This is a genomic window from Paraburkholderia sp. BL6665CI2N2 (genome assembly GCF_004366535.1).
GTDB lineage: Bacteria > Pseudomonadota > Gammaproteobacteria > Burkholderiales > Burkholderiaceae > Paraburkholderia.
In genome coordinates this window covers 5085177-5108421 of record NZ_SORC01000001.1, presented here as the reverse complement: position 1 = coordinate 5108421, position 23245 = coordinate 5085177, and the positions used below count along the sequence as shown (strand labels likewise).

22 protein-coding genes and 1 pseudogene are annotated in these 23245 nt (G+C 63.8%); 14 read left to right on the top strand and 9 right to left on the bottom strand.

Annotated features, from left to right (window positions below):
• Positions 1-48 precede the first annotated feature (48 nt).
• The 5 genes from araH to pyrF all read left to right on the top strand — a co-directional run bounded on the left by araH (position 49) and on the right by pyrF (position 5146).
• Positions 49-1065, top strand: a complete 1017-nt coding sequence (gene araH / locus B0G81_RS22825; RefSeq protein WP_106285215.1) for an L-arabinose ABC transporter permease AraH — start codon at positions 49-51, stop codon at positions 1063-1065.
• A gap of 39 nt (positions 1066-1104) precedes the next feature.
• Positions 1105-1905 (top strand): SDR family oxidoreductase, encoded by an 801-nt coding sequence (locus tag B0G81_RS22820; RefSeq protein ID WP_106285216.1) that lies wholly within the window; start codon positions 1105-1107, stop codon positions 1903-1905.
• On the top strand, positions 1902-2804 hold the full coding sequence (locus tag B0G81_RS22815) for an SMP-30/gluconolactonase/LRE family protein (RefSeq protein WP_134138423.1): 903 nt from the start codon (positions 1902-1904) through the stop codon (positions 2802-2804). Before B0G81_RS22820 ends, B0G81_RS22815 begins: the two co-directional genes overlap by 4 nt.
• 218 nt (positions 2805-3022) lie before the next feature.
• Complete coding sequence (locus tag B0G81_RS22810; protein WP_134138422.1) at positions 3023-4084, top strand: aldose 1-epimerase; 1062 nt, start codon at positions 3023-3025, stop codon at positions 4082-4084.
• Between the two features lie 246 nt (positions 4085-4330).
• Positions 4331-5146 carry an orotidine-5'-phosphate decarboxylase gene (gene pyrF / locus B0G81_RS22805; protein ID WP_134138421.1) on the top strand — a complete coding sequence of 272 codons (816 nt, stop codon included), beginning with the start codon at positions 4331-4333 and terminating at the stop codon, positions 5144-5146.
• 35 nt (positions 5147-5181) lie between these two features.
• Here pyrF and B0G81_RS22800 read toward each other — a convergent pair whose 3' ends face one another.
• From B0G81_RS22800 to thiL, 4 genes are all read right to left on the bottom strand, one after another.
• Positions 5182-5697 (bottom strand): cupin domain-containing protein, encoded by a 516-nt coding sequence (locus tag B0G81_RS22800; protein WP_121307160.1) that lies wholly within the window; start codon positions 5695-5697, stop codon positions 5182-5184.
• 23 nt (positions 5698-5720) lie between these two features.
• Entirely contained in the window at positions 5721-6221 is a 501-nt protein-coding gene (locus tag B0G81_RS22795) for a CinA family protein (RefSeq protein ID WP_106285221.1), read from the bottom strand.
• A 66-nt stretch (positions 6222-6287) separates the two neighbouring features.
• Positions 6288-6869, bottom strand: a complete 582-nt coding sequence (locus tag B0G81_RS22790; RefSeq protein WP_208328549.1) for a phosphatidylglycerophosphatase A — start codon at positions 6867-6869, stop codon at positions 6288-6290.
• Positions 6859-7857 (bottom strand): thiamine-phosphate kinase, encoded by a 999-nt coding sequence (thiL, locus tag B0G81_RS22785; protein ID WP_134138420.1) that lies wholly within the window; start codon positions 7855-7857, stop codon positions 6859-6861. Before thiL ends, B0G81_RS22790 begins: the two co-directional genes overlap by 11 nt.
• Before the next feature lie 231 nt (positions 7858-8088).
• On the opposite strand from thiL, the gene B0G81_RS22780 reads away from it, so the two are divergent.
• From B0G81_RS22780 to B0G81_RS22770, 3 genes are all read left to right on the top strand, one after another.
• On the top strand, positions 8089-10428 hold the full coding sequence (locus tag B0G81_RS22780) for an NADP-dependent malic enzyme (protein ID WP_012434352.1): 2340 nt from the start codon (positions 8089-8091) through the stop codon (positions 10426-10428).
• A 442-nt stretch (positions 10429-10870) separates the two neighbouring features.
• Positions 10871-11287, top strand: a complete 417-nt coding sequence (locus B0G81_RS22775) for a ribonuclease (RefSeq protein ID WP_116118299.1) — start codon at positions 10871-10873, stop codon at positions 11285-11287.
• A gap of 16 nt (positions 11288-11303) precedes the next feature.
• The gene (locus tag B0G81_RS22770) at positions 11304-11864 is read left to right on the top strand and encodes a barstar family protein (protein ID WP_106285246.1); all 561 of its coding nucleotides are present in this window, start codon (positions 11304-11306) and stop codon (positions 11862-11864) included.
• A gap of 134 nt (positions 11865-11998) precedes the next feature.
• Here B0G81_RS22770 and B0G81_RS22765 read toward each other — a convergent pair whose 3' ends face one another.
• The 3 genes from B0G81_RS22765 to speE all read right to left on the bottom strand — a co-directional run bounded on the left by B0G81_RS22765 (position 11999) and on the right by speE (position 14159).
• Complete coding sequence (locus B0G81_RS22765) at positions 11999-12739, bottom strand: 16S rRNA (uracil(1498)-N(3))-methyltransferase (RefSeq protein ID WP_106285224.1); 741 nt, start codon at positions 12737-12739, stop codon at positions 11999-12001.
• A gap of 19 nt (positions 12740-12758) precedes the next feature.
• On the bottom strand, positions 12759-13172 hold the full coding sequence (locus tag B0G81_RS22760) for a VOC family protein (RefSeq protein WP_106285247.1): 414 nt from the start codon (positions 13170-13172) through the stop codon (positions 12759-12761).
• A 114-nt stretch (positions 13173-13286) separates the two neighbouring features.
• Positions 13287-14159, bottom strand: a complete 873-nt coding sequence (gene speE, locus B0G81_RS22755; RefSeq protein ID WP_134138419.1) for a polyamine aminopropyltransferase — start codon at positions 14157-14159, stop codon at positions 13287-13289.
• A gap of 279 nt (positions 14160-14438) precedes the next feature.
• On the opposite strand from speE, the gene tkt reads away from it, so the two are divergent.
• Positions 14439-16460, top strand: a complete 2022-nt coding sequence (gene tkt / locus B0G81_RS22750) for a transketolase (RefSeq protein ID WP_134138418.1) — start codon at positions 14439-14441, stop codon at positions 16458-16460.
• Between the two features lie 95 nt (positions 16461-16555).
• Complete coding sequence (gene gap, locus B0G81_RS22745; protein WP_106285226.1) at positions 16556-17566, top strand: type I glyceraldehyde-3-phosphate dehydrogenase; 1011 nt, start codon at positions 16556-16558, stop codon at positions 17564-17566.
• Between the two features lie 103 nt (positions 17567-17669).
• Here the strand turns inward: gap and B0G81_RS22740 are convergent, their stop codons facing one another.
• The gene (locus B0G81_RS22740; protein WP_134138417.1) at positions 17670-18380 is read right to left on the bottom strand and encodes a FadR/GntR family transcriptional regulator; all 711 of its coding nucleotides are present in this window, start codon (positions 18378-18380) and stop codon (positions 17670-17672) included.
• Positions 18381-18609: 229 nt separating this feature from the next.
• Between B0G81_RS22740 and B0G81_RS22735 the strand changes: the two are divergent.
• From B0G81_RS22735 to B0G81_RS22725, 3 genes and pseudogenes are all read left to right on the top strand, one after another.
• Positions 18610-19936: pseudogene (locus B0G81_RS22735) on the top strand (C4-dicarboxylate transporter DctA).
• A gap of 120 nt (positions 19937-20056) precedes the next feature.
• On the top strand, positions 20057-21067 hold the full coding sequence (gene alc, locus B0G81_RS22730) for an allantoicase (protein ID WP_134138416.1): 1011 nt from the start codon (positions 20057-20059) through the stop codon (positions 21065-21067).
• A gap of 13 nt (positions 21068-21080) precedes the next feature.
• Positions 21081-21593 carry an ureidoglycolate lyase gene (locus B0G81_RS22725; RefSeq protein ID WP_134138415.1) on the top strand — a complete coding sequence of 171 codons (513 nt, stop codon included), beginning with the start codon at positions 21081-21083 and terminating at the stop codon, positions 21591-21593.
• A 120-nt stretch (positions 21594-21713) separates the two neighbouring features.
• On the opposite strand, the gene fur is transcribed toward B0G81_RS22725, so the two are convergent.
• The gene (gene fur / locus B0G81_RS22720; protein ID WP_115781030.1) at positions 21714-22142 is read right to left on the bottom strand and encodes a ferric iron uptake transcriptional regulator; all 429 of its coding nucleotides are present in this window, start codon (positions 22140-22142) and stop codon (positions 21714-21716) included.
• Between the two features lie 158 nt (positions 22143-22300).
• Between fur and B0G81_RS22715 the strand changes: the two genes are divergently transcribed.
• Entirely contained in the window at positions 22301-23131 is an 831-nt protein-coding gene (locus tag B0G81_RS22715; RefSeq protein WP_134143188.1) for an outer membrane protein assembly factor BamE, read from the top strand.
• Positions 23132-23245: the final 114 nt, after the last annotated feature.

The window sequence follows — 23245 nt, the reverse complement described above, 5'->3', positions numbered from 1 at the left end:
TTCGGACGAAAGTCCGGCAACCCGTGGGGAACGGGAGGAGTCTTCAACATGCAAGCCAGAGAAAACCTCGCGCAACAGGCCGCCAAGAGCGCTGCCGATGCGTTGATTCCGCAGTCGAACGACAAGGCCAAATGGTGGCAACAGATCACCGAGTACAGCCTGATCGTGATCTTCGTCGTGATGTTCGTCACGATGTCGCTGACCGTCGATCACTTCTTCTCGATCGAGAACATGCTCGGCCTCGCGCTGTCGATCTCGCAGATCGGCATGGTCGCGTGCACGATGATGTTCTGTCTCGCCTCGCGCGACTTCGACTTGTCGGTCGGTTCGACGGTCGCATTTGCCGGCGTGTTGTGTGCGATGGTGCTCAACGCGACTGGTAACACCTTCATCGCGATCGTCGCGGCGGTGGCGGCGGGCGGCGTGATCGGCTTCGTCAACGGCGCGGTGATCGCGTATCTGCGCATCAACGCGCTGATCACGACGCTCGCCACGATGGAAATCGTCCGCGGCCTCGGCTTTATCGTCTCGCATGGTCAGGCGGTAGGCGTGTCGTCGGATACGTTTATCGCGCTCGGCGGCTTGAGCTTCTTCGGCGTGTCGCTGCCGATCTGGGTCACGCTGCTGTGCTTCATCGTGTTCGGCGTGATGCTCAACCAGACCGTGTATGGCCGCAATACGCTCGCGATCGGCGGCAATCCGGAAGCGTCGCGTCTGGCCGGTATCAATGTGGAACGCACGCGCGTCTACATCTTCCTGATCCAGGGCGCGGTGACCGCGCTGGCCGGTGTGATTCTGGCCTCGCGTATCACGTCGGGTCAGCCGAATGCCGCGGAAGGCTTCGAGCTGAACGTGATTTCGGCGTGCGTGCTGGGCGGCGTGTCGCTGCTCGGCGGCCGCGCGACGATTTCGGGCGTGGTGATCGGCGTGCTGATCATGGGCACGGTCGAGAACGTGATGAACCTGATGAACATCGACGCGTTCTATCAGTACCTCGTGCGTGGCGCGATCCTGCTCGCCGCCGTGCTGCTCGACCAGTTGAAGAACCGCGGCTCGCGCGATTAAACGCCCCGCCCACTCACTTGCTCTAAAAGGAATCGAACGATGTCGTCTCCGGCCAATGCAAACGTCCGTCTCGCGGACAGCGCCTTCGCGCGTTATCCGAGCCTCGTCGACCGCACGGTGTTGATCACGGGCGGCGCGACCGGGATCGGCGCATCGTTCGTCGAGCATTTCGCGGCGCAAGGCGCGCGCGTCGCGTTTTTCGATATCGACGCGAGCGCTGGCGAAGCGCTTGCCGACGAACTGGGCGATTCGAAACACAAGCCGCTGTTCCTGTCGTGCGATCTGACCGACATCGACGCGCTGCAAAAGGCGATCGCCGACGTGAAGGCCGCGCTCGGTCCGATCCAGGTGCTGGTCAACAACGCCGCGAACGACAAGCGCCATACGATCGGCGAAGTCACGCGCGAGTCGTTCGACGCGGGCATCGCGGTGAACATCCGTCACCAGTTCTTCGCGGCGCAGGCGGTGATGGAAGACATGAAAGCCGCCAACAGCGGCTCGATCATCAATCTCGGTTCGATCAGCTGGATGCTGAAAAACGGCGGCTATCCGGTCTATGTGATGTCGAAGTCCGCAGTGCAGGGTTTGACGCGCGGTCTCGCGCGCGACCTCGGCCACTTCAATATCCGCGTCAATACGCTGGTGCCGGGCTGGGTGATGACCGAGAAGCAGAAACGCTTGTGGCTCGACGACGCGGGCCGTCGTTCGATCAAGGAAGGGCAGTGTATCGACGCCGAGCTGGAACCGGCCGATCTCGCGCGCATGGCGCTCTTCCTCGCCGCCGACGACAGCCGGATGATCACCGCGCAGGACATCATCGTCGATGGAGGCTGGGCGTGAGCGCGAGCGGTTCATCCAGCACGGCCGCGCTGCTGCTCGATACGAAATGCACACTCGGCGAAGGCGCGACATGGTGCGCGCAAACCGGCCGTTTCTACTGGACGGATATTGAAGGCGCGCGTCTGTGGCGCTACGACCCACGGGACGGTAGCAACATGTCCTGGCAGATGCCCGAGCGCCTCGCCACCTTCGCGCTGTGCGCGGATCCACGTTACCTGTTGCTCGGCCTGGCCACGCATCTCGCGTTTTTCGAGCTGGCCACCGGCGAGACGCGGCGCATCATCGACGTCGAAGCCGGCTTGAACACCCGCGTGAACGACGGCCGCTGCGACCGTCAGGGCCGCTTCGTGTTCGGCACCAAAGATGAGGGCGCGCCGTTGCAGGCAATCGGCGGCTTCTACCGGCTCAGTCTAGATTTGTCGCTGGAGCGTTTGCCGTTGCCCGCGCCGGCGATCTCGAACAGCATCGCGTTCAGTCCCGACGGCGGGACGATGTACTACTGCGATTCGCCGACACGCGAAATCCGTGCGTGCGACTATCGCGCGGACGGCAGCATCGCCAATGACCGCCTGTTCACCCGCCTCACCGACGCCAGCGGCGAACCCGACGGCTCGACCGTCGACCGCGACGGCGGCCTGTGGAACGCGCAGTGGGGCGGCCGGCGCGTGGTGCGTTACGGACCGGACGGCGTGGAAACGGAGCGCGTCGGCGTGCCGACCGCGCAGCCGAGTTGCGTCGCGCTAGGCGGCACGCAGCTGGACACGCTGTACATTACGAGCGCGCGCTGCGGCCTCGATGCGGCGGCGCTCGCCGACGATATGCAGGCCGGCGGCGTGTTTATCGCCACGCTCGGACGGCAAGGTTTGCCGGAGCCGGTGTTCCAAGGCGCGCCCGCTTAGCGCAGAATGACGCTGCCTCGCTCCCGAGGCAGCCATGAAGCAATCAAGCACGGTCGGGCAGTGAATCAGAAGTGAATCGCAAGTTGATGGTGCAATCCCAGTGGCAGCAAATCGGCAGCATGCAGTTCGGACCCAGAGGCGACCCGTTTTAAAAAAATCGCCCAACAGCATCCGTCAGCAATGACGGCAACGTCCCAAGCCTCTCGATGGAGCCAGATATGACTGTTGCGAATCCTGTTTCCTCCTCCCCTCAGACCTCACAGAGTCGACGCTCGCGACTCGCGGCGGCGGCCAATCCGGTGCTCGCCGGTCCCAGCACGTCGGCGGTGGCCGTCGGCGAAGACAGCGGCGGCGATGTCGCGTGCATCACGCTTGCCAATGCGCATCTGCGGCTCGACGTCGCGCCGACGCTCGGTGGCGGCGTCACTCGTTTCGACTGGCGTAACGATGGCGCGCTCACGCCGATCTTCCGCCGCTGCCGCCACGTCACGGCCGATACGCAACCGAACCAGTTGGCCTGTTATCCGCTGCTGCCGTATTCGAACCGCATCGGCGGCGGGCAGTTCAATGTGGCGGGACGGCGCGTCGAGGTGCCGCGCAATCGCGCCGACGAGCCCTTGCCGATTCACGGCGACGGTTGGCAATCGGTCTGGCAGGTCGCGGAGTCGGATCGTGAAAACGTCCGCCTCACGCTCGAGCGCCGCGACGGCAAGCCGTACGCCTACCGTGCGACGCAAACTTATACGCTGGACGGCCCGACGCTCGTCGTCGCGCTCGAAATCGAAAATGCCGGCCGCGAGGCGCTGCCTTTCGGGCTGGGCGTGCATCCCTTCTTCGTGCGCGACGCGGACACCGAGTTGTCGGCTGCAGCCGGCGGCTTGTGGCTCTCCGGCGACGACTGGCTGCCGGTGCGGCACGTGCCGGCGCCGCCCGCCTGGCAATTCGGCGTGGCGTATCCGCTGCCGGAAACCATGGTCAATCACGCTTTTACCGGCTGGAGCGGGCAAGCGGCGGTGGTGTGGCCGAAGCGCCGGCTGTCGCTGAACATTGCCGCCGACACCGATTACTACGTGCTGTACACGCCGCCCGGCGAAGACTTTTTCTGCTTCGAACCGGTGGATCATCCGATCAACGCGATGAACCTGGTCGGCGGCGCGAGCGAAAACGGCATGACTTTGCTGGGACGTGGCGAGCGACTGACGCGCACGTTCCGCTTCACCGTCGAACGCACAGGGTTGCGCTCGATGCCGGGCGCGCGCGGCTCGAAGCGGCGGCAATAGCGGGCAATGTGTGCGACAGGGCGGACGTGTGCATGTCCTGATGCGCTGCGGACATCATCGGCTCGCACGGTTCTTCGCGAGCGCCTGGCCGATGAATGTGCGCACTCACGACGAATTGCGGCCGGTAGCCGCGCCTGTCAGCATCTGGCGCCGGACCGCCGCTGCCGCACGCTCCCGGCGCGGCCCGCCGCGCGGGACGGGTAAAATACGCGCCTCTTCCGTTTTCCGCTCGCCGCGAGACCTAACATGTCCAACTTCATCCAGACACTCAACGACGCCTGGCAGCGCACCAACTCGCTGCTGTGCGTCGGCCTCGATCCCGAGCCGAGCAAATTCCCGGGCCCGCTCGCGGGCCGTCCCGAGGCGATTTTCGATTTCTGCCGCACGATCGTCGACGCGACCGCGCCGTATGCGTCGTCGTTTAAACCGCAGATCGCCTACTTTGCGGCGCATCGCGCGGAAGACCAGCTCGAGCAGCTGATCGCCCACATTCACGCGAACCATCCGGGCCTGCCCGTGATTCTGGACGCGAAGCGCGGCGACATCGGCAGCACCGCCGAACAATATGCGCGCGAGGCGTTCGAGCGCTATCAGGCGGACGCGGTGACGGTGAATCCGTACATGGGCTTCGACTCGATCGAGCCGTATCTGGAGCATGCAGGCAAGGGCGTGATCGTGCTGTGCCGCACGTCGAATCCGGGCGGCTCCGATCTGCAATTCCTGGAGACGGGCGGCCGTCCGCTGTATCAGGTCGTCGCGCGACTGGCAGCCGAGAAATGGAATGCGAGCGGCCAACTGAGTCTGGTGGTCGGCGCGACTTTCCCGAAGGAAATCGAGGTGGTGCGCGGGATCGTCGGCGATATGCCGCTGCTGATTCCGGGCATCGGCGCGCAAGGCGGCGACGTGCAAGCGACCGTCAACGCCGGCCGCACCGCGAACGGCACGGGCATGCTGATCAACTCGTCACGCGCGATTATTTACGCGGGCAAGGGCGACGATTTCGCCGAAGCCGCGGCGAAGGCCGCGATGGAAACGCGGGATCGGATCAACGCGTTCCGGTAAATCATGGGCTAGCGTTGTTCGGGTGCGCGTGGAGTTCAGTTTGGCCCCAGCCGCGCGATCAACGCGGCATGCTGTGAGTGCCGCGCTTTCAACGCGTCAACATCCGCCAGCTCGAATTCGCTGAATTCGAAACCCGGCGCCACCGTGCAACCCACCAGCGCGAAGGCCGCTGGGTCGGCGCATTCCGCCGCGAACCATAACCCTGCCGGCACCACCGCCTGAAACACGGCATCCGGATGCGTCAGCGCATTGCCCAGTTTATGCGTCACCAGCGCGCCCGTTTCGTCTAACACGTGGACGTTCAACGGCTCGCCCGCATAAAAATGCCAGACCTCGTCGGATTTGATCCGATGCCACGCCGAATGCGCGCCGTCGCACAGCAGGTAATAGATCGCCGTCGACGCGGAGCGCGTTTGCGCTGAGCCGCTCTCTTTGTCGCGGATCACACGCTCCACCGAGCGATAAGTCTCGCTGAAAAATCCGCCTTCGGGATGCGGCTTGAGTTCGAGGCGGCGGATCAGTTCGTCTTTGATTGCGTGCGAATCAGGCATGGGCTTTCCGCTTCGAACAGAGGTTAGTGCTCGCGTTCGTCGAGCAAGGCTAGTACGCCGCGCAGCGCATGCGCGGCAGCCTGCACGCGAATCTTCTCGCGGTCGCCCTTGAAAATCTTGGTTTCCACCGACGTATGCAGCCGGTTGCTCCAGCCGAACGAGACCATGCCGACCGGTTTCGTCTCGGTGCCGCCGCCCGGTCCGGCCACCCCGGTAATCGACAGCGAGACCTGCGCGCGGCTGTTGCGCAGCGCGCCTTCGGCCATGGCGCGCGCCACCTGCTCGCTGACCGCGCCGTGTTTGTCGATCAGCTCGGCGGGCACGCCGATCATCTCGCTCTTCGCCTGATTCGAATACGTGACGAAGCCGCGCTCGAACCAGCCGCTGCTGCCGGAAATATCGGTGATCGCGGTCGCCACCATGCCGCCCGTGCAGGACTCGGCAGTGACGAGCATGAGGCGCTCGTCGCGCAGACGGTTGCTCACGCGAATCGCGAGCTGATGAACGACGGAATCGGTAGGCATGGCGTCAATCCGGAAAACGGGGGCTGGCGGTGAATGCACGGCGGCGCGGCGGCCGCCGTGCAGCAATCAAACGGACATACGCCAGAGCGCAATCACGAGCAGCGTGAAAAACGCGGCAACCAGGTCATCGAACATGATGCCAAAGCCACCTTTCAGACGGCGATCGAAATAGCCGATGGGCGGCGGCTTCACCATGTCGAAAAAGCGGAACACGATGAACGCCCAGAACTGCCCGGTCAGCGTGACCGGCGTGACCATCAGCAGCACCAGCCAGAACGCGATGATTTCGTCCCACACGACCGGCGACGGATCGTCGATACCGAGCTTCTTCGCGGTGAAGCCGCAAACCGCAATGCCGCCGAAGAAGCCGGCGACGATCAGTACAGCCCACTCGATGACCGTCAAATGGCGGCTAAGAACGGCGAACGAAGCCCACGCGAACAACGTGCCGATGGTGCCCGGCGCAATCGGCGACAAGCCGCTACCAAACCCAAGCGACAGAATGTGCAGCGGATGCGACAGCATGAAACGCGCCGTGGCGCGACGCGGCTGACGGCCAGGCGGGCGCTGATCTGGCGCGCGCGGGGGCGGGGAGGTCTCGGCGGCGATGAGTTTGTCGGCCGGGCCGAGCGGGGGATCAGTCTGCATGAAAGTGGTCGAAGCCTTGCAACGTCAGAGTGAGCGGCGCGCCGGCGGCGTCGTGCCAGCCGATCGCCGGGCGGTCGGGCGCCGTTTCGAGAGCGCTTATTGTACCGATGCGGGTGAGCTGAATCCCCACCTCGTGGCCGGCCTTGTCGACCGCGGTGCGCGCTGCGACCGGCGCCGTGAAGCACAGCTCGTAGTCGTCGCCGCCGGCGAGCGTGCAGCGTCGCTGGATTTCGGGGGCGAGGCGGCGCAGCGCATCTGAGCGCGGCACGGCGTCGACGTCGACGGTGGCCCGCAGGTTCGAGCGTTCCAGAATGTGCAGCAGATCGCCGGCGAGGCCGTCCGAGAGGTCGAGCGCCGCGTGGGCAATGCCGCGCAACGCCATGCCGAGCGCGACGCGCGGCTCCGGTCGCTCAAGGGCGCGGCGAAACGTCGCAGTGTCGCCGGCATCGGCGGACCATTCGCCGCGTTGTACGCCGAGGCCGGCGCGCGCGTCGCCGAGCGTGCCGGAGATCCAGATGTCGTCGCCCGGCTGCGCGGCGTCGCGGCGCAGCGCGGCGCGCGGCGGCACGCTGCCGAACACGGTGATGCACAGATTCAGCGGGCCGCCGGTCGTATCGCCGCCGATCAGCTCGCATCCGTAGCGTTCGGCCAGCGCGAACAGCCCTTCACTGAACGCGGCGAGCCAGGCTTCCTCTGCCTTCGGCAAGGAGAACGCCAGCGTGAACGCCTGCGGTTGCGCACCCATCGCGGCGAGGTCCGACAGATTCACGGCGAGCGCTTTGTGACCGAGCGCCTCGGGATCGACATCGGCGAAAAAGTGGCGGCCTTCGACCAGCATGTCCGTCGATATCGCCAGCATTTCGCCGGCGCGCGGCGCGAGCAGCGCGCAGTCGTCGCCGATGCCGAGCGAGCCCGCGGCGGCACCGGATGGCCGGGCAGCGGCGCGGCGGGCAAAGAAACGATCGATCAGCGAAAACTCTGAGAGCATGGTGGCGATGGGTGGATGCGAGGGTGAACGCGCAGGTGAATGGTCAAGTGCCGTGAAGTTCGGCTAACGGCGCGCATTGTACGGAGCGAACGAAGGGTAAACCTTCGATCCGCCTGCAACTCCGATTCGGGTCGCGTTCCGCCCACAGCATGCCACGTCAGCCTTTCGCTATGTTTCAGTCGCGGCAGTTGTACCCGTATTGAAGGAATTGGGCCGGCAATTAGGGCTACAATGCCGTCGAACGTCTATTCTAATCCGCCCTCCGAAGCCCGCCTTATGTCGACTCCCGTCAATAGCAAACTCCGCGAAGCCGCCCTCGATTACCACGAGTTCCCCACCCCCGGGAAGATCGCGATCGCCCCGACCAAGCAGATGATCAACCAGCGCGACCTCGCGCTGGCGTACTCGCCTGGCGTCGCGTTCGCGTGTGAAGAAATCGTCGAAAACCCGTTGAACGCCGCGCGCTTCACCGCGCGCAGCAACCTGGTCGGCGTCGTCACGAACGGCACCGCGGTGCTGGGCCTCGGCAACATCGGGCCGCTCGCCTCGAAGCCGGTCATGGAAGGCAAGGCCGTCCTGTTCAAGAAGTTCGCCGGCATCGACGTGTTCGATATCGAGCTGAACGAGTCCGATCCGCACAAGCTGGTCGACGTGATCGCGGCGCTGGAGCCGACCTTCGGCGGCATCAACCTCGAAGACATCAAGGCGCCGGACTGCTTCATCGTCGAACGCGAATGCCGCAAGCGCATGAAGATTCCGGTGTTCCACGACGACCAGCACGGCACCGCGATCGTCGTGGCGGCGGCCATCACCAACGGTTTGAAGGTGGTCGGCAAGGACATCAAGGAGGTCAAGCTGGTCTCCTCGGGCGCGGGCGCGGCGGCGCTGGCCTGCCTGGATCTGCTGGTCGATATCGGCCTGCCGCTCGAAAACATCACCGTCACCGATCTGGCCGGCGTGGTCTACAAGGGCCGCGTCGAATTGATGGATCCGGACAAGGAGCGCTTCGCGCGTGAAACCGACGCGCGCACGCTCGCTGAAGCGATTGGCGGCGCGGACGTGTTCCTCGGTCTGTCGGCCGGTGGCGTGCTCAAGCAGGACATGGTCAAGCAGATGGCGGACAAGCCGCTGATTCTGGCGCTGGCCAATCCGACCCCGGAAATCCTGCCGGAACTGGCGCTGGAAGTGCGTCCGGACGCCGTGCTGTGCACCGGCCGCACCGACTACCCGAACCAGGTGAACAACGTGCTGGTGTTCCCGTTCCTGTTCCGCGGCGCGCTGGACGCGGGCGCGACGACGGTGACGCGGGAAATGGAAATCGCGGCGGTCAACGCGATCGCCGAACTGGCGCGCCAGGAGCAGAGCGACATCGTCGCGACGGCGTATGGCATTCAGGACCTCTCGTTCGGTCCGGAATACCTGATTCCGAAGCCGTTCGATCCGCGTCTGATCGTCAAGGTCGCACCGGCCGTGGCGAAGGCCGCGATGGACTCGGGCGTTGCCGAGCGTCCGATCGAGGACATGGAAGCCTACGAACAGCATCTGCAGCAGTTCGTGTATCACAGCGGCACGACCATGAAGCCGATTTTCCAGCTCGCGCGTGGCGTCGAGCCGGAGAAAAAGCGCATTGTGTTCGCGGAAGGCGAAGAAGAGCGTGTGCTGCGCGCCATGCAGATCATCGTCGACGAAAAGCTGGCCAAGCCGATCCTGATCGGCCGTCCGGCCGTGATCGAGCAGCGTATTGCGCGCTATGGTCTGCGTCTCATCGCTGGGCAGGACTACACGGTGGTCAACACCGACCACGACGAGCGCTATCGCGATTTCTGGCAGGAATATCACAAGATGATGTCGCGCAAGGGCATCAGCGCGCAGATGGCAAAGCTCGAAATGCGCCGCCGCACCACGCTGATCGGCGCGATGCTGGTGGAGAAGGGCGAGGCCGACGGCATGATCTGCGGCACGGTGTCGACCACGCATCGCCACCTGCACTTCATCGATCAGGTGATCGGCAAGAAGGAAGGCGCGAAGGTCTACGCGGCGATGAACGCGCTGGTGCTGCCGAACCGCCAGATTTTCCTCGTCGACACGCACGTGAATGTCGATCCGACGCCGGAGCAACTGGCCGAAATCACGATCATGGCGGCTGAAGAAGTACGCCGCTTCGGTATCGAGCCGAAGATCGCGCTGCTGTCGCATTCGAACTTCGGCACGAGCAACGCGCCGACCGCACAGAAGATGCGCGACACGCTGGCGATCCTGCGCGAACGCGCGCCGGACCTGCAAGTGGACGGCGAAATGCACGGCGACATCGCGCTCGACGCGAATCTGCGCCGCGAAGTGATGCCCGACTCGACGCTCGAAGGCGACGCCAATCTGCTGGTGCTGCCGAACATCGACGCGGCCAACATCTCGTACAACCTGCTGAAGACCGCCGCGGGCAACAACATCGCGATTGGTCCGATGCTGCTGGGCGCGGCCAAGCCGGTGCACGTGCTGACGGCTTCGGCAACGGTGCGCCGGATCGTCAACATGACGGCGCTGCTGGTGGCGGATGTGATCGCGGCCCGTTAATCCGCGATCCAGACGAAGCATGGCGCCGGTTTGAAGACCGTGCGCCATGCAAAAAAAAGGCGCGCCCGCAACGGGCACGCCTTAGGGTGAACAGGGGATTGCCACCCAGGAAAAACGGCAAGTCAGACATTCCGCCTCGGAACGCTAATGGGCTCATTGCCCTTGCCTCGGGAATCGAATTATTTGCAGCCTCATGCAAAGCGGCCCGACATCCGCTCCCCACCTGCGTGCCTCCACCGCTATTCGCAAGATTGAGATAAAGTTTAGCTTGACTAAGCTAAATATTCTGTCAAAAGTCGTCAAAGCCGCGCCGGTGGCCATTTCGCGCCCTATGTGAGGATTTCGCCGGCCCGGCGAGCGTTGATTCCGGGGGCCATTAGCGATACCCTTACGACTTTCATGGTCGTCAAACTCGTGATCTAACAGCGGGGAACCCTGATACATGGCACGCAAGTGGCAACGCATGAAAGGCGTGCTGATGGGTGCTATTACGCTGTGCGTTTTATCCGGCCCCGTGCCTGGCGCGTTTGCGCGCGACTCCACGGCACCCGCTGACGCGAACGCGCAGTTGCAGGGCACCATCGCGCTGGCGCAGTTGCCACGCGAAGCGGTCAATACATTGAACTTGATTGCCGCAGGCGGGCCTTACCCGTATGAGAAGGACGGCATCGTATTCGGCAATCGCGAACGGTTGCTGCCGGCCCATCGGCGCGGCTATTACCACGAATACACCGTTCCCACGCCTCGCTCACGTAATCGCGGGGCGCGTCGCATCGTCTGCGGAGGTCCGCTGAAGCGAACCGACAATTGTTATTACTCGGACGACCACTACACCAGTTTTAATCGTATTGTTGAATGACATCGGGATGAACGGCATGAGCGACAACGTCTACGCGCACGACTCCGGAGTCGCGACGGATCTTTTCGCGGCCGGCGACGGCAATTTGTTCCAACGCGTCATGCGGATGCGAGCCGGCGATCAGGGCCGCGAGAACCAGAGCGAAGCAGGCACTGTGGTTTCATCGAACGAGGAGCCCATGAGTCTTTTCAAGACCGTACGACCCAACATCGTACAGTCGATCCGCGCGTTCCGCGTGCAGGATCTCGCGGACGAAGCCAACCGGCTCGGCCAGCATTTTCTCTATGCGTATTGCGCCAACGCGCAGTCCAAGCAGGAAGTGCTCGAAACCATCGCGACCTCGTTCCTGTTTCCGAAGCATTTCGGCAAGAATTACGACGCGCTCTACGACTGCCTGACCGATCTTGTCCAGAAAGCGGGTACGCAGCCGGGCTTCGTGATCGTGCTCGAGCAGTTGCCGGTCGCCCAGAAGTTCGACAAGGAAGGCCGCGAGACGCTGCTGGACGTGTTCCGCGAAGCGGCGGAGTTCTGGGCCGAGCGGAAAGTGGCGTTCCGGGTGTTTTACTCGTTCGCCTGAGTTTTTGCTTGGGCGTTGCCTGTTGAGGCGACACAGCAAAGGCCCGCCAGTTGGCGGGCCTTTGCTTTTGGTGCGAATGTCGACACCGGCTCGCCGTCCTTAATCAAGACGGCCGGGTATGGCTGGCAAGCGGCTTACCAGCCGCCCCAGCCGGCCGCCAGCGCGGAGAGAACGGCGATGCCGGCCGTTTCGGTACGCATCACGCGCGGCCCGAGGCCGACGGCGGTAAACCCGTGAGCGGCCGCCGCTGCTTCCTCGGTCGCGGAAAAGCCGCCTTCCGGGCCCACCAGCACAGTCACGCGTCCTTTCGGCGGTTCGGGGGGCAACGCGGAAAAGCTGATGCTGGCGCGCGGTGAGAGCAGAATGCGCAGGTCGCCTTCTTCGGGCGTGCGGGGCATCGAGCCGAGCCAGGTGGCGATCTCGCGCACCGGCATCACTTCCGGCAGGCGATTGCGCCCGCACTGCTCACACGACGCCCGGACGATGCCTTGCCAGTGCGCATGGCGCCGCTGCGCGCGATCCCCGGAAAGACGCACGACGCTGCGCGTGGTGGTCAACGGCACGAAGCTGGACGCACCCAGTTCGACGGCTTTTTCGATCAGCCAGTCCATCTTGTCGCCGCCGGCAATGCCCTGTGCGAGCGTGAGGCGATAGGGCGCCTCGACCTCGATAGCGCGGAATTCGCGGATCTTCACCACGGCCGAGCGCCGTTCGACTTCGACGAGTTCGGCGCTGTATTCGCCGCCTTCGCCATTGAAAAGGACGATCGAATCGCCGGGCTGCAGGCGCAGCACGAGCACATGCCGAACGACGTCATCGGGAAGCGGCATGACGTCCTCGGGCTGGAGAGACGTACCGACGAAAAAGCGAGGCATCAGAAAAATACTCATTGGTTCACGAAAGGTGGCGAGCGAGCGCCCAGCGGTAGCCGTCCAGATCTTCGACCTGGGCGAAGCGGTCGCCCCAGAACTGATCCTGTGGCTCGCTCAGCGACTTTGCGCCGGCGGCCAGCGCCCGCGCATAGATCGCGTCGACATCGTCGACATAGACATAGAACGATTGCGGTGCGATTGCGCCCGCGCTTTTGGGTGTTTTCGCCGCCGAGCCGAACGCGCCTTCCGGAGCGAACATCACAATCAACTGGCCTTGATAGGTCATCTCGACATGCATGACGACACCGTCGTCCTGGACACTGTCACGCACTTCAAAGCCGAACGCGGCTGTGAAGAACGCGGACGCGGCATGTGCGTCGCGCACCGTCAGATAAGGGGTCAACCAGGGCACACCGGCTGGGCGGGAGGCGGTCATGGGATTCTCCGGATCGATGGGGTTGGCGGGGCACGTGCTGCGAGTCCAGGTGGACGTTTGCGTATCGTTATGCCGATAGCGCAGTCCGACGGAACCGTGCATTTTGCCCACGCGTTAGCTTGCTGGCTTTAAGAATTGACCTAGTTTATCTCGCAGTGAGCGGGATGCCGAGAACAGTCCGGCGTGCGTGGCCGCGTCGTAGTGCATCAGGGTGTCGATTCCTCGCGCGGCCAGGCGGTCCGTAAGCGTATCGACGGTGAGGGCGGCTGGGTCGAGCGTGTCGCTGGCGGTCGCCATCATCCATAGCGAGCCGTATAGCGGCACGAAAGTGCTCATGATGCGGACGACGGCGAAGGCCGCGCTCAGGTCGTCGAGCAGGCGCGCGACGCGCTCGGCATGAAAATAGGGCGAGCCGAGGTGCACGGAGAGTGCCGCAGTCGGGCTCATGACGCGCTTGAGCCGCTGGTAGAAGGCTCGCGTGTAAAGACCGGCGGCGAGTGAATCCGGCGGCGTCAGGTCGAACACGACGAGATCGAATTGCGCCGGAGCAGCTGCCTCGACGTATTGCGCGGCGTCGCCGATTATCAGTTCGACGCGTGGGTCGTCGAATGCACCGCCGTGCACCTCGGGCAGATGTTCGCGCGTCAGACTTACGACTTGCGCGTCCAACTCCGCTACCACGATCCGTCCAATGTCCGGGTGCCTCAGCAATTGCCGCGCGGCGCCGCCGTCACCGCCGCCCAGCACGAGCGCCGCTTGCGGCGACGGGTGCGCCAGCGCGGCCGGATGCACCATGCATTCGTGGTAGATGAACTCGTCGCCGGTGGAGGTCATCGGACGGCCGTCGAGGGTGAAGAGCCGGCCGAGTTGCGGCGTGTCCCAAACCTCGATCCGCTGATACGGCGAATCGACACGCACGAGACGCTTCGCGTGCGGAAATCCGTAGACGGCGTCGGGACTCGGTCGGAACAGCAAGGGAATGCTCACGGATGGCGGGCTCCGTCCGGAGCGCGGTGGGTCGAGGTTGAGCAATTGTAATGGCCGGCGCGCGGCGCGGGCTCGGCGGGCGGATCGGGCCGCAGGGCCAGACGGCTTTCGGAGCGGGGCGCGGGCAACGTTCTGTTAGAATGTCACGCTTTCAGCCTTGTCCGTTTGCTCTGCCCGTTTCGCGTCTCCTGGCGCCGCACCGTGCGCCAAAGTGAACCGGCATTCGAGCATTCGGGACTCAAGCGCGCACCGCTTTCTGACTCTGTCTCCGGACTCGACATGACGACCCCGTCTCCCGCACCCACCTCCCTGATGGCCAACGCAATCCGCGCGTTGTCCATGGACGCCGTTCAAAAAGCGAATTCCGGCCACCCCGGCATGCCGATGGGCATGGCAGAAATCGGCGTGGCGCTGTGGTCGCGCCATCTGCGCCACAACCCGAAGAACCCGCAGTGGGCCGATCGCGACCGTTTCGTGCTGTCGAACGGCCACGGCTCGATGCTGCTGTATTCCCTGCTGCATCTCACCGGCTACGATCTGCCGATCGACGAGCTGAAGAACTTCCGCCAGATGCATTCGAAGACGCCGGGCCACCCGGAATACGGCATCACGCCGGGCGTCGGGACGACCACCGGCCCGCTCGGCCAGGGTCTGGCGAATGCGGTCGGCATGGCGCTCGCCGAGTCGCTGCTCGCCACCGAATTCAACAAGCCTGACGCGAAGATCGTCGACCACCACACGTACGTGTTCGTCGGCGACGGCTGCCTGATGGAAGGCATCTCGCACGAAGCCTGCTCGCTGGCGGGCGTGCTGAAGCTGAACAAGCTGATCGCGTTCTACGACGACAACGGCATCTCGATCGACGGCGAAGTGGTGCACTGGTTCCACGACGACACGCCCAAGCGCTTCGAGGCGTACGGCTGGAACGTGATCCCGAACGTGGTCGGCCACGACGTCGAAGCGGTCGACGCGGCCATCAAGCAAGCCAAGCAATCCGACAAGCCCACGCTGATCTGCTGCAAGACGGTGATCGGCGAAGGCTCGCCGAACAAGGCCGGCAGCCACGATTCGCACGGCGCGGCGCTGGGCGACAAGGAAGTCGCGGCCACGCGCGAAAAGATCGGCTGGAAGTGGGAACCGTTCGTGATCCCGCAAGAAGTCTATGCAGCGTGGGACGCGAAAGAAGCCGGCGCGCGCAACGAGTCCGATTGGGACAAGGCGTTTGCCGCGTACGCAGCCAAATATCCGCAGGAAGCCGCGGAATTCAAGCGTCGCGACGCGAAGCAACTGCCCGCCGACTGGAAAGAAAAGGCCAAGGCGATCATCGCCGGCGCGAACGAACGCGCGGAAACCATCGCGACGCGCAAGGCTTCGCAGCAGGCTATCGAAGCTTTGTCGACCGTGCTGCCGGAACTGCTCGGCGGCTCCGCCGACCTGACCGGTTCGAACCTGACCAACTGGAAGGCCGCCAAGCCGGTGCGTGTGAACGCCGAAGGTCAGGCTGCCGGCAACTACGTCAACTACGGCGTGCGCGAATTCGGCATGAGCGCCGCGATCAACGGCATCGCGCTGCATGGCGGCTTCAAGGCGTTCGGCGGCACATTCCTGACGTTCTCGGATTACAGCCGCAACGCGCTGCGCGTCGCCGCGCTGATGAAAGCGCCGTCGATCTTCGTGTTCACGCACGATTCGATCGGCCTCGGCGAAGACGGCCCGACTCACCAGTCGGTCGAACACGTTGCGAGCCTGCGTCTGATTCCGCACCTGCAAGTGTGGCGTCCGGCTGATACCGTTGAGACTGCGGTGGCCTGGACCCACGCGGTCGAACACCACGGCCCGTCGTGCCTGATCTTCAGCCGTCAGAATCTGCTGTTCTCGGAGCGCACGGACGCGCAGATCGCCAACATCGAGAAGGGCGGTTATGTGCTGCGCGACTGGAACGACGAAATCGTCGCACGCAAGGTCATCCTGATCGCGACCGGTTCGGAAGTCGAACTGGCACTGAACGCAGTCGAGCCGCTGGCGCGCGAAGGCATCGCGGCGCGCGTCGTGTCCATGCCGTCGACCACCGTGTTCGACAAGCAGGACGCCGAGTACCGTGAGCGCGTGCTGCCGCATGGCGTGCGCCGCGTCGCGATCGAAGCGGGCGTCACGGATTTCTGGCGCAAGTACGTGGGTCTGGAAGGCGGCGTGGTCGGCATCGACACGTTCGGCGAATCGGCCCCGGCTGGCGTGCTGTTCAAGCATTTCGGCTTCACCGTCGAGCACGTGGTAGAGACGGCAAAAGCCGCCCTCGGCTGATCCTGAACAAGCGTTGCCGCGTGCGTGCGAGCGCGCGGCAACGCAGTCAGTCAGACGAACCTGGACGTATTTTTTCAGCCCTCAGGAGATAGACCATGACGATTCGCGTCGCAATCAACGGCTACGGCCGGATCGGCCGCAACACGCTGCGCGCCTTCTATGAAAACGGCAAGAAGCACGATATCGAAATCGTCGCCATCAACGATCTCGGCGATGCCAAGACCAACGCACACCTGACGCAATACGACACGGCGCACGGCAAGTTCCCGGGCGAAGTGTCGGTGGACGGCGACTACCTCGTTGTCAATGGCGACAAGATCCGGGTGCTGGCCAACCGCAACCCGGCCGAACTGCCGTGGGGCGAGTTGAATGTCGACGTCGTGATGGAATGCACGGGCTTTTTCACGACCAAGGAAAAGGCGAGCGCGCACATCAAGGGCGGCGCGAAGAAGGTGATCATTTCGGCGCCGGGCGGTAAAGACGTCGATGCCACGATCGTCTACGGCGTGAACCACAACGTGCTGAAGGCCTCGGACACGGTGATCTCGAACGCATCGTGCACGACGAACTGCCTGGCGCCGCTCGTCAAGCCGCTGAACGACAAGATCGGCCTGGTGAACGGTCTGATGACCACGATCCACGCGTACACGAACGACCAGGTTCTGACGGACGTGTATCACGAAGACCTGCGCCGCGCGCGCTCGGCCACGCACAGCCAGATCCCGACCAAGACCGGCGCGGCTTCGGCGGTCGGCCTGGTGCTGCCGGAACTGAATGGCAAGCTGGACGGCTACGCGATTCGTGTCCCGACGATCAACGTGTCGGTGGTTGACTTGTCGTTTATCGCTGCGCGCGACACGACGGTCGAAGAAGTCAACGCGATCATGAAGGAAGCGTCGGAAGGCTCGCTGAAGGGCATCCTCGGTTACAACGAGGCACCGTTGGTGTCGATCGACTTCAACCACAACCCGGCTTCGTCGACGTTCGACGCGACGCTGACCAAGGTGTCGGGCCGTCTGGTGAAGGTGTCGAGCTGGTACGACAACGAGTGGGGCTTCTCGAACCGTATGCTGGACACGGCTGTGGCACTGGCCAACGCGAAGTAACTGACTGCGCCTTGCGCGCATTGCGCCCGCAATGCCGGCTTCGTGCCGGCGGTGGCTGGGCAAAGAAAAACCGCTCTTCGGAGCGGTTTTTTTTCGCCTATGCCTATGCCTGCGGTTGCGTCTGCGTCTGCGGCGTCGGGAAATAGACCCCGGCGCGCTGCGCGGCGTTCGAGATATGCGTCTCGATGGCTTTGCCGGCCGCGGCGGAATCGCGCGCCTTGAGCGCGTCCAGAATCACGCGATGCTCGTTGTACGTGGACAGCACCAGTTCGCGCCGGTAGAACGGCATGCGCTGGCTTTCCTTCATGATTTCCGCACTGCTGCTCAGAATCGATTCGATCGCCGCGTTGCCGGCAATGTTGACGATGCGCATGTGGAAGTCGTAGTCGAGGCGGGCGGCTTCGTCGAGTTCGTCGCAGGCGAGCGCTGTTTGCATGGCGGTGATGTTGTCTTCGAGCCAGGCGAGGTCGGAATCGCTGACCGCCAGCGCCGCCATGCGCGCGATAAAGCCTTCCAGCGCGAAGCGCATCTGATAGGTGTCCGGCAGCGACGACTGCTCCGCGAAGCGCCACGCATGCGTGGCCGACGCCTGCGCGCTTTCCACGTAGACGCCCTTGCCGGGTCGAATCACCAGCAAACCGAGCGCTTCGAGTGTTGAAAGCGCTTCGCGCAGCGACGCGCGGCTGATCGAGAGTTCTTCGGAAAGTTGACGCTGCGCCGGCAGCAAACTGCCCACCGGATAGACGCCCGCTTCGATCCGTTCGCGGATGGTCGCGATGGCGGCATCGGTAACGGTATGCGGGACGTTTTTCATCGTTAGCTCACTGTGGAAGCGCGGTCTGACCAGCATTGTAATGCGTGGTCTGAACGTTCGTGCGGCTTGCTACTCGCCGGCGCTGATCGGACCCAAAACCGCCGCGAAAACAGCGGGTAAACACCGTTCTATGAATCCTTGACGTCAGTATATCGGCTTCCTACTATTCGAGATAACAGCACTGGTCGGACCAGTCTGAACAGATGTGAATCGCAACCAGGAGGAAGCCGTGTTGAAATTTTTCAATTCGCTGTTTGGGCGCGTCGTCATAGCGCTAGTGGCGGGCATCGTGGTCGGCGCCGTTTTTTCCGCATTTCGCTCAATCGCTGCGCCCGCTCGGCGACGGCTTTCTCAAACTGATCAAGATGGTGATCGGGCCCATCGTCTTTTGTGTCGTGGTCAACGGCATGGCGCATGCCGGCGACTTGCGCAAGGTCGGGCGCGTCGGCCTGAAGGCCGTGATCTACTTTGAGGTGATGACGACGATCGCGCTCGTGATCGGCGCGATCCTCGCGTATGTCACGCGTCCGGGCGTCGGCATGAACATCGATCTGCACTCGCTGGATCCGGCCTCGCTCTCGACCTACACCGAGCACGCGAAGAGCCTCAAGGACACGGCCGGCTTTCTGCTGAAGATCATCCCCGACACGGCGATCAACGCGTTCGCCACCGGCGACATCCTGCAAATCCTCGTGTTTTCGGTGCTGTTCGGCTCGGCGCTGTCGCTGCTCGGCAGTAAGGCGCAGCGTGTGAGCAGCCTCATCGACGAGCTGTCGCAAGTGTTTTTCCGCGTGATGGGCTTCATCATCAAGCTCGCACCGCTCGGCGTGCTCGGAGCAATCGCGTTCACCACCGGCACATATGGCGTCGAGTCGCTCAAGCAGCTCGGCATGCTGGTGCTTGTGTTCTATGTGAGCTGTTTCGTGTTCGTCGCCGTCGTGCTTGGCGTTGTCATGCGCCTCGCGGGGTTCAGCATTTTCAAGCTGATTCGCTACCTGCGCGAAGAACTGTCGATTGTGCTCGGCACCGCCTCGTCGGACGCCGTGCTGCCGCAGATCATGCGCAAGCTCGAATGGATGGGCGTGAAGGATTCGACTGTCGGGCTCGTCATTCCGACTGGCTACTCGTTCAATCTCGACGGGTTCTCCATCTATCTCACGCTCGCGGTTATCTTCATCGCGCAGGCCACCAACACGCCGCTGTCGGTGCATGACCTGATCGTGGTGGTGCTGGTGTCGCTGGTGACGTCAAAGGGCGCGCACGGCATTCCCGGCTCGGCGATCGTGATTCTGGCCGCCACGTTGTCCGCGATTCCGGCGATCCCCGTGCTCGGCCTCGTGCTGATCCTGCCGGTCGACTGGTTCGTCGGCATTGCCCGCGCGCTGACCAACCTGATCGGCAACTGCGTGGCAACGGTGGTGGTCGCCGTGTGGGAAAACGATATCGACCGGGCGCGCGCGCATCGCGTGTTGAATCGCGACGCGGCGTTGCGTTACGTGCCGGCCGGTGAAGATGCCGAACCCGCTGCCGCCGGCGAGCACGCTCCGGCTGTCTGAATGAACCTGAGAAACCTCATTCGAAACCGCGCGCCATTGCAGCGCACTCCCAGCGCCGGCAGATATGAAGAATGCCGGCTCTCCTTCACTTTTTCGCTGCCTGACCGAGACTAGACGACCATGGCTAATCCGATCCTCGACCCCAACGCTCCCGCCTTCACCCGTCGCTACATGAATCTCGCCGACCCGCGTCTGGGCGCGAAGGCGCTCTTCGCCAGCGACGAATTCTTCGCGCCGAAGGAACGCATGCTGGAGCCGCAGCCGGCGGTGTTCATCCCCGGCAAATACGACGATCACGGCAAGTGGATGGACGGCTGGGAAACCCGCCGCAAGCGCACCACCGGCCACGACTACTGCGTGATCCGCCTCGCGCACCCGGGCGTCGTGCATGGCGTGGATCTCGATACGAGCCACTTCACCGGCAACTTCCCGCCGGCGGCGTCGATCGACGCTTGCTACGCGGACGGCGACGTGCCGGCCGATAACGCCGACTGGCAAACCATCGTGCCGGCCACCACGCTGCAGGGCAATCAGCACCACTACGTCGACGTGAACGACGCCCGCGCTTTCACCCATCTGCGCGTGAATCTGTATCCGGATGGCGGCCTCGCGCGCCTGCGCGTGTACGGCCAGCCGAAGCGCGATTGGGAGCGCGTGGAGCGCGGCACGCTGCTGGATCTGGCGGCGATCGAGAACGGCGCGTATCTGGTCGCGGCGAACAACCAGCACTTCGGGCCGGCCTCGCAGATGCTGATGCCGGGCCGCAGCGTCAACATGGGCGACGGCTGGGAAACGCGGCGCCGTCGCGAGCCGGGCAACGACTGGGCGATCGTCGCGTTGGCGCGGCCCGGCGTGATCCGCAAGATCGAAGTGGATACGGCGCACTTCAAGGGCAACTTCCCGGACCGTTGCTCGCTGCAAGCCGCGTCGGTGACGGGCGGCACGGACGATTCGCTCGTCACGCAGGCAATGTTCTGGCCGGTGCTGCTCGACGAACAGAAGCTGCAGATGGACCACGTCCACACCTTCGCGGACAACCTCGCGTCGCTGGGTCCGGTCGCGCATGTTCGTTTCAATATCTTTCCTGACGGCGGCGTGTCGCGCCTGCGCCTATGGGGCGAAATCGCATAGCGGAGCGGCGTCGATGAAGACATTGCAGATGGAACGCCTCACGCGCGCAGCCTTCGCGCCGTTCGGCGACGTGATCGAACTGGACGGCGCGCGGCATTTCGCCATCAACGGCGGCACGACCGAGCGTTATCACGATCTGGCCAGCGTCGACGTGACGGAGCATGGCGGGCGGCCGCTGATCAATTTGTTCCGCGCACAGCCGCGCGCGCTGCCGGTCGAGATCACGATGATGGAGCGGCATCCGCTCGGCAGCCAGGCTTTCATTCCCTTAACCGCGGGGCGTTATCTGGTGGTCGTCGCGCCGGCCGGCGAGTTCGATCCGGTGCAGATGCGCGCCTTCTGGACTGACGCGTGGCAGGGCGTGAACTACGCGAAAGGCGTCTGGCATCACCCGTTGCTCGCGCTCGATCGGGTGAGCGATTTCGTGGTGGTGGATCGTGGCGGCGAGCAGCCTAATTGCGACGAATTGTCGTTGGCAGAGCCGTGGCGGCTCACGTTTGAAGCGAGCGCCGAGTTGGTGGAATAGGGTCGTAAAAAGCCTTCCCGCAGATTCACCGCGCAGATGCAAAAAGACCCGGCCGATTCGCATCCGCCGGGTCTTTTTCTGCCCGCCTGCACCGCGCACCCCGGCGCGGCCGGCGCCGCATCAATGCTTGCGATGCGGGCAGTTCTCCTTGGTGCAGGCGCCGTACAGGGCCAGAGCGTGTTCCTGCAGCTTGAAGCCGCGTTCCTTCGCGATGGACTGCTGACGGCTCTCGATCTCTGAGTCGAAAAATTCTTCGACGACCCCGCAATCGAGGCAAACGAGGTGGTCGTGGTGCGACCCTTCGTTCAGTTCGAACACCGCCTTACCCGACTCGAAATTGCTGCGCGAGAGCAGGCCCGCCTGCTCGAATTGCGTCAGCACGCGATACACGGTTGCAAGACCGATATCGAGTTCTTCGTGCAGCAGGTTGCGGTACACGTCTTCGGCCGTCAGGTGGCGCACCGGGCTGTGCTGAAAAATCTCAAGGATTTTGAGGCGCGGAAGGGTCGCCTTGAGCCCGATATTCTTGAGATCGGTTGGATTGGTCATGACAAGGGATCCCTAGAGTACAATGCTGGGCTCTCATAGTAATGTGTTTTTGCCGTTCTGGTCATCTTCGATGGAATGAAACTCGCGCGGCTCGTCAGCGGGCCCGCACGGTGAGTGAAATGATTTCAAAATCTCAATTGATCTACCGGGGGAGCCGCATGCGGGGTACCTTGATCGCTGTTGCGACTGTCGCGGTTCTTGCCGGATGTTCCACGTACGACAGCCTGACACAGCGTATTGCCCAAAGCATCACGCCGTACCGCATTACAGTGGTGCAAGGCAATTTCGTCTCGAAAGAAGCGGCTGCACAGATGCAGGTCGGCTTGTCCCGCGCGCAGGTCAAGCAACTGCTCGGCACGCCGCTCCTGACCGACATGTTCCACGCCGATCGCTGGGACTACGTGTTCTATTTCAAGCGCGGCTCGACGAGCGTCGTTCAGCAGCGCGACTTCGTAGTGATGTTCGCGGGCGACCGTGTCGCCAGCTGGTCGGGTGGCGAAGATCTGCCGTCCAACCTCGAATTGCTGGCTGAAATCGACGGCGACAAACTGGGCAAGAAGAAGGCCGCGGCGGCCGTGGCCGCTGGCGCCAGCGAGGCGAGCGCGCCGGTTGCTGCAACCGCGCCGGCCACGCTCGACACCACGCGTTCGCCGACCGTTGCCGGCGCTGCCGCAGCGGGCGTGCCGTCCACGGACGCCAACGCCGAAGCCGCGCAAGCCGCCAATCGTGCGACCAATGCGGTGCAGTTGTCGCCCAATGCGCGTCCGAGCGTGCCGAGCGCGCCGACCGCCAACGGCGGCGGCATCCCGCAACAGAGCCCGACCGCCGCGGGTCAGCCGCAGTTCCACTTCCATCGTCCGCCGCCGCCGCAAAATCCGGGTACCGACAACAGCAATCCGGTTGGACCGACGGGCCCGCAGAGCAGCAACAGCGGCCCGACGCACAACGCGCCGCTGACCTCTTCTCCGGCTTCGGGAACGGGCGGCTAATCGCGCTGTCCGTGTGTTAAGACAGGCTGTTAAGACAGGCGCTGCGCGCGGGCAACCGCACCGCGCAAAGCGTCCGTCCGGTTCTTCGTTTTTCAGTCATGCGCGGCGCCTGGG